The following is a 6,592-nucleotide window of genomic DNA, read 5'->3' as shown; positions in this document are numbered from 1 at the left end:
GGATGAGGTGCTGGCTGCTGCAGAATCAGCGCTGGCGGAGGACTGGCTCAAGGATGAGGAAGAAAAAGCGTGGGAACATTTAAAAAAGGAAGTGTAGTTCTGATTCGGTTTCCCTTCTCGGATCTCAGCAGCCAGAAGTTGCGACCAGCCGTGGTTTTGGCGGGCGCCGGGAAAGGTGATTACATTTTGTGCCAGGTGACCAGCAAGCCTTATGACAATGAGGCCTTCGAAATAGCCGACAGTTCGTTTTCCAGAGGTACCCTCCATCGCCAGAGCTTTGCCCGGCCCGGCAAGTTGTTCACCGCCAACGAATCTATTCTGCTTCAAAGAAGTCGCCTGCCTGAGTAATGAGGCTGTGGGCCGACTGGTTGATCGAGTGATTGCAATTCTGCAGCGTTGAAATTGGGGTCAGACCCCAAGACATTTGATGCGGCCAAATGTCCGCGGGTCTGACCCCAACGTTTATCTGCGGCGCTGGAAGTAGACGCTGAGGTTCTGGCCCATCAGGCTTTGCACTTCGCTGCCCAGGGCTTCGGCCTGGATTTGCCGTTGTACCGGGCCGGTGGCCAGGCTGTGGCCGTCTTCGTCGCGGGCTTTGACGAGTTTCCATTCCACTTCGTTACTGACCAGTGCCAGCAGTTCTTTGAGCTGGTCGGCGTCTTGTGGGCGGAACCAGCGGTCGCGGCAGCCGCCGAGGCTGTAGAAGTCGTCGTCTTGCAGCAAACTATTCCAGGCTGCATCGTGTTTGTTGGCCAGCACCATGCGGCGCAGTTGGCGCAGGCTGGTGCGGGTGGGGTGCAGCTGGTGTTCGGCTATCAATCGGCGGATTTGTTTGTCGCCGGCGGTTTGCTCGGCCAGACTGGTGTGCATGTGCACCACGGCGCCGGTGATGGAGGCGCTGTTCACCAGTGCGGCCAGAGACAATTCGGTCATGGCGGGTGAGGGCAGGCGGCCCACTTCTACCCAATGTACCTGATGGCCGTCGGCCACGAATCGCTGGGCGATGGACCAGGGCCAGAACACGATGTTGTTCATGTTCAGGGTGTGCGCCATGCGGGTGGCTTTGGCGATGTTGGCCAGGGATTCGTCCACCGCGATCACTTCTACGTCATCCAGGTACTGCGCCAGTTCCATGGCGCGCTGGCCAGACTGGGCGCCGCACACCAGAATGCGCAGGATGGCGGGCAGGTTGTTGGTGTTCAGGCCAAGTTCCTGAGCCATCACCGATTTCAGGCTGGTTTCGGTGCGATAGGCCAGCTGGCTCCACGCGGGCCAGGCTTGTGGCACGTCGGTTTTGGCCAGGCAGAGCTCTTCCGCTTTTTCATCGAAATTCTGTTTGATGGCTTCTTCTTCAGCGCGGCTGTAATAGCTGGCAGCCATCATCGGCTGCATGGCCAGGGGCCAGTCCACCAGGTTCCATTGCCCCAGCTGCATGGCAAAGCCCTGATGAAACAGGGCACCGTACATGGCGCTGATCATCAGCGAGCCAATCAGGGCCTCTTGCGGTTCGCGCACGGCGAATTGGGCCACAATGCTGTCGTTAATCGTAGCCGCCAGGCGCTCTTCATCGTCTTCCGCGGCCAGGGCATAGCCGGTGCGGTCTGCGTACTCGGCAATGGCCAGGCACAGTGGCTGGAGTTCGTCCCGCAGGCTGGCGGTTTGCGCCACTTCTGCCATCACGGCACGGCGCAGCATCACCACCAGTTCTTCCACCGCCGCGTTCGGCATCAGGGTTTTCTGCAGGGCCAGAATCAGCAATTCGTCATCAGCGGCCGCATCCAGGAACACCTCGGCATTCGGGTTATCCAGATCGTACTGCTGCTGGATGATGGCGCCGACAAACCGACCGATTTCCTGATGGGGCAGGCCGTCTTTGCGAAGCAGGGCGATGGCATCCTGCGCCAGCTCGGCATCGGCTTTGTGGATGTGCAGATGCTGGGCGCAGCTGAGCATGCCGGAATACACCGAATCCCAAAGGGAGCCGGTTTGCAGCAGCTTGCGGTAATGCAGGTAGGCCACATCGAACTGGCCTTGCAGGCGCTTGGCGTGGGCGACACCGCAGAAAGCGGCGGCCGATTGCCGGTCGCACTCCAGCGCCTTCAAGAAATACTCTTCCGCCAGGGCCGGCCGTTCGCTTTTCAGTGCCCAGTAACCGAGGTTGGCGTATTGCTGGGCCTGCGCAGGCTGGCTGTTAAGGCTGGCGTTGAACAGGGCATGGGCTTTCTCAAGCTGGCCGTCGTCCATCTCCACCCGGCCCAGCAGGCCAAGGGCGGCGGCGTTATCCGGCTCCAACGCCAGCGCCTGGTCCAGATACTCCCGGCATTTAAACCGCGCCTTCAGCCGCTGCATATAGGAAAGCCCATTGCTGTTGGACTCCCCATACGCCAGATTCGCCTGCAAAACCAACCGCGCCGCCTGCGCCTGAACCGAGCGGGGAAGATGAGCGTTGTGATGTTGTACGTGCATGGAACACCTCGTTACCAGCCATTATCCGATGCGGCAAAGGTCTGCAGTTTTTTGACGGTTTGCCGTGCTTTGAGGATGATGTTGCGAAAGGTGTGCCAGTTTGGGGTTTGAATTTGGGGTCAGACCCAAATACATTTGCAGCCTCGAAATGTCTTGGGGTCTGACCCCAAAAAAGGAGCGGTTATGGGCGAGCAAGGTAAGGTTTATCAAATTAAGGTCACGCTTTCTGGCAGCAAGCCGCCCATTTGGCGGAGGTTGCTGGTTTCGCCGGAGGCGACGTTTCAGGATTTGCACCGGATTATCCAGATTGCCATGGGGTGGCGGGGGTCGCATTTGCATTTGTTTCAGGCGGCGGATGGCAGGCTGATTGGCGACCCTGAGGAAGACGAGGACGACATGATGGGGTTTCTGGATGAAACCCGCTTGCTGGTGGGCAGTGTTCTGAAACGGGAAGGCCAGGCCATCAAATATGAGTATGATTTTGGCGACAGTTGGGAGCATCAGATCAAGCTGGAGAAGATTCTGCCCGCAGGCGATGAAGGGCACTTGCCCCGTTGCATAAAAGCCGCCCGCCAGTGCCCGCCGGAAGATGTGGGTGGCGTTCACGGTTACTACGAGTTTTTGAATGCCATGCATGACCCCGCGCACCCGGAACACGAGGGCGTGAAGGAGTGGTGGGGTGGGGAGTTTGATCCCGAGTTTGTGAACCTGGAGGAAATCAATCAGCTGCTCCCAGAGCGGGATGCCCTGTTTGCGGAGAACGACGTTGATGCGCTGCCGCCTGTGGATTTCTGTGGCCTGAGCCCAAGCCAGATGCATGAACTGCTGCAGAGCCCGCTGCATTGCCCGTCTGTGTTCAAGCCGCTGATCAATGCAAAAGCGGTTGATCAGGAGCTGGATACGGCACCCATCCTTCAGATGGCAAAAGTACTGGTTAATGAGCTTGGCGAGAAGGGCATTCGCCTGACCGGCAAAGGTAACCTCCCGCTCAAGCAGGTGAAGGCCATGATTGAGGCCGCCGGCGAGGAGGTGGTGGTGCCGTTTGCCGGATACGGTTCTGTGCGCTCGGAGGAAGACATTCTTGGCGTGCAACTTACCCGCGTGCTCCTGGAGTTGGCCGGTTACACCCGAAAGCAAAAGGGCCGCCTGCTGCTGAAGAAATCCGCCGCCAAACGCCTCGATACCAAAGGCTGGCTAACCCTTTATCAGGACATGCTGGCCGCTGCGTTCTCTGAATTCAACTGGGCCTGGATGGACCATTACGACGGGCTGAACGATATACAAACGGTCGGCCCCTTCTTCTTGTGGTTGCTGGCAGAGAAAGGCGGCGACAGGTTACCAGTGAAGGGGTACATAGACGACATGCTGGCGGCCTTCCCGCAACTGCCCCTTTCGGCGCGCCCCCTGCCGTATGCCAGCGAAGAACAACAAACCCGCTGGGCACTGGATTCCAGGGTAGTCCGGCTGTTTCGGCTGTTGGGGTTGATTGAATTGAACCCGGAGCGGGCTCTGTTTCGCGAGGAGGCTGAGCAACAGCTGCAGAGAACGGCTTTGTTTGAGGGGGTGTTTGCTAAGGGTTAGGGTGGGGTCAGACCCCCGGACATTTGATGGTGTGAAATGTCTTGGGGTCTGACCCCAGATTAGACCCGGCGGACGGGGCCGGGGTAACGTGCGACCAGGTCATCGGCCGTCAGCAACAGGAAGCCCTCTGTCTCGGCCTGGGCAACGAGAATTCTGTCGAATGGGTCTTTGTGGATTTCCGGCAGGTGGCTAACGGCCAGGGTGTGCAGTGACGAAATTGCCAATTCTGTATAGCCATTATCAACCAGCCCGCGCCGGAGCAGGTGTGGGTCAACATGAAAGTCTGGCCGCCCCAGGCCATTTTTGATGACGACTTCCCAGATACTGGCGGCGCTGAAGTACAGCCTGTTATTTTCGTTACTGATCATGGCTGCCGCTTCGGGGGATAACTTATTTGGCTCCACTGCGGCCCAGAGCAGTAGGTGAGTGTCCAGAAGAAGGTTCATGTCACCCTCCGAACAGCTCGGTTATCTCGTCTTGCCCCATCCGGTCAAAATCGTCCGGTACTTTGAATTCGCCCGCCAAAAAACCCAATCGTCTCTGTTGGCTCTCTTCAGGAGAATCGTAGGCGGTTACCCTGGCAACAGGCTTGCCCGCCTTTGCGATGATGAAAGCTTCGCCCTTAGCGGCACGGGCAACGAGTTGAGACAACCGGGTTTTCGCTTCGTGCATGTTGACGGATTCCATGTGGCTCTCCATTTGGTTGTGCTTAGTTCATCTGACTTAGTTTAGCGTGTGGGGGCGTTGTGGGCCAGTAGTAGCTGGAACGAATTTTTGGGTCAGACCCGATTACATTTGATAGGGTGAAATGTCTTTGGGTCTGACCCCAAATTAAAACGGCCGGGGGGTTAGCCCGGCCGTTTTGGTGGTGCTGCGGGAGCTTAGCCCTGTAGCAGCTGGAGCACCTGCTGGGGCCTGGCGTTGGCCTGGGCCAGTACGGAGAGACCAGCCTGCTGGAGCACCTGGGTGCGAGCCAGTTCGGCGGTTTCTGCGGCGAAGTCGGCATCGCGGATTCGCGAACGCGCAGCTGACAGATTCTCTGATGTGGTGCTTAAGTTCGCTATTGTCGATTCAAATCGATTCTGGGCAGCACCCAGGTCGGCGCGGATACCGCTTATCGTCTCGAGGGCTGCGTCAACAACAGCTAGAGCGTTTGTAGCTCCTTCAACAGTACTGATATCGATTCCACTAACGTCTTCCTTCGTTGAGCCGACTGCGCTATCGGCTGGCGCGTTAAGAATGCTTCCACCGGCAGCGGCAACGTCGGAAGAAACAGCAAAGCTCACAGACGAATCAAAGGTAATCTCACCGGAAGCGATGGTACTGTTTGTCGCAGATGCCGGTGCTCCATCCAGGGTTATTGCGTCTGCATCTAGTTCGGAACTGCCCCTTACGCTTACCGTTGAAGTAGTAGCGTTTGTTGAGAAGCCTTCAATCAGGATGTCTTTACCGCTTTCCTGAATGAGTCGCAGGCGACCACCCTCGACTTCGGCAGTTACACCAGTGGAGCCGGAAGCGGCATTGATTTCTCTAGCGAGAGGCCGGAGGTCGTTAACGTCTGAGATCTGCGCGGATACCGTTGCCTCTTGACCGCCAGAGGATACGGTCATGGTATAGGTGCCTGCACCTTGCTGGATACCATCACCGTCCAGGGTCGGATCCAAGCCAAACAGTTCGACAGAGGTTCGTGCGCTGGCTTGAACGCCGGTAGATTCGAGCTTGGTGTTTATGGCAGCCGCTATGTCCTCAGCGGTATCTCCATCATTAACTTCTACCGTTGCACTCCCCAAAGAGCTGGAGATGGTAACCACCTGCTCCAGGATGGTGTTATCGCCGGTCGCATCGGCAGCAGCGGCGGTAACCGATCCCGTGCCAGCTCTCGCAGTTTCGTTGGCGCCCGAAACCGTGTTATTCGCCAAGTCTGTAATTCGGGCACCGGTAATGGAAACAGCGATAGTTTGGTTCTCGTTGGCCCCTGCCTGGAACTTCTGGGCCTGAAAACTGCCGTCAAGAAGCTTGAGGCCGTTGAACTCAGTCGTTGTCGCGATGCGTTCGAGTTCTTGCTTTAGCTGGTTAACTTCGGATTGCAATGCTCTTCGGTCTGAGGCGCTGTTAGTTGCGTTCGCGGACTGAACGGCCAGCTCCCGTATTCTTTGCAGGATGTTGCCTGATTCCCCCAGAGCACCTTCTGCTACCTGGGCCAGAGAGATGCCGTCGTTTGCGTTACGGATCGCTTGATTGAGCCCGGAGATCTGAGCGGTGAAGCGTTCGGAGATGGCCAGGCCAGCAGCATCGTCTTTGGCCGAGTTGATTCTCAAGCCCGAAGACAGTCGCTGCAGAGCAACGTTTGAGTCACCCTGTGACGTGTTGAGGTTTCGTTGCGCGTTCAGCGACGCAATGTTGGTGTTAATGACCTGAGGCATATCTATTCTCCTGCTCAGAGGTGCCGGTAGCCTGGTGCCCACTGTGAGGGGAACCCTTGCCGGCGGAAATTCGTTAAATTGCCGTTTTGCCGGATACCAAGCGAAGGGTGTGCCAGTTTTAA

At 57.5% G+C, this 6,592-nt stretch carries 5 protein-coding genes; 1 reads left to right on the top strand and 4 read right to left on the bottom strand.

The genetic code is table 11. The features are described 5' to 3' along the window. Window positions 1-462 precede the first annotated feature (462 nt). On the bottom strand, window positions 463-2,466 hold the full coding sequence (locus IBX51_RS13820; protein WP_291831875.1) for a tetratricopeptide repeat protein: 2,004 nt from the start codon (window positions 2,464-2,466) through the stop codon (window positions 463-465). Between the two features lie 183 nt (window positions 2,467-2,649). On the opposite strand from IBX51_RS13820, the gene IBX51_RS13815 reads away from it, so the two are divergent. Beyond that, window positions 2,650-4,047 (top strand): plasmid pRiA4b ORF-3 family protein, encoded by a 1,398-nt coding sequence (locus IBX51_RS13815; RefSeq protein ID WP_291831874.1) that lies wholly within the window; start codon window positions 2,650-2,652, stop codon window positions 4,045-4,047. 59 nt (window positions 4,048-4,106) lie between these two features. On the opposite strand, the gene IBX51_RS13810 is transcribed toward IBX51_RS13815, so the two are convergent. The 3 genes from IBX51_RS13810 to IBX51_RS13800 form a co-directional block, all read right to left on the bottom strand. Then, window positions 4,107-4,493 (bottom strand): type II toxin-antitoxin system VapC family toxin, encoded by a 387-nt coding sequence (locus tag IBX51_RS13810; RefSeq protein WP_291831873.1) that lies wholly within the window; start codon window positions 4,491-4,493, stop codon window positions 4,107-4,109. A gap of 1 nt (window position 4,494) precedes the next feature. After that, window positions 4,495-4,734, bottom strand: coding sequence for a type II toxin-antitoxin system Phd/YefM family antitoxin (locus IBX51_RS13805; RefSeq protein ID WP_061333890.1), 240 nt, complete (start codon window positions 4,732-4,734; stop codon window positions 4,495-4,497). A 194-nt stretch (window positions 4,735-4,928) separates the two neighbouring features. Continuing rightward, the gene (locus IBX51_RS13800; RefSeq protein WP_291831869.1) at window positions 4,929-6,470 is read right to left on the bottom strand and encodes a flagellin; all 1,542 of its coding nucleotides are present in this window, start codon (window positions 6,468-6,470) and stop codon (window positions 4,929-4,931) included. Window positions 6,471-6,592: the final 122 nt, after the last annotated feature.

The sequence above is a fragment of the Marinobacter sp. genome (assembly GCF_014859525.1).
GTDB lineage: Bacteria > Pseudomonadota > Gammaproteobacteria > Pseudomonadales > Oleiphilaceae > Marinobacter.
The sequence above is the reverse complement of the archived record's forward strand: the minus strand, read 5'-3'. Positions and strand labels throughout refer to the sequence as shown.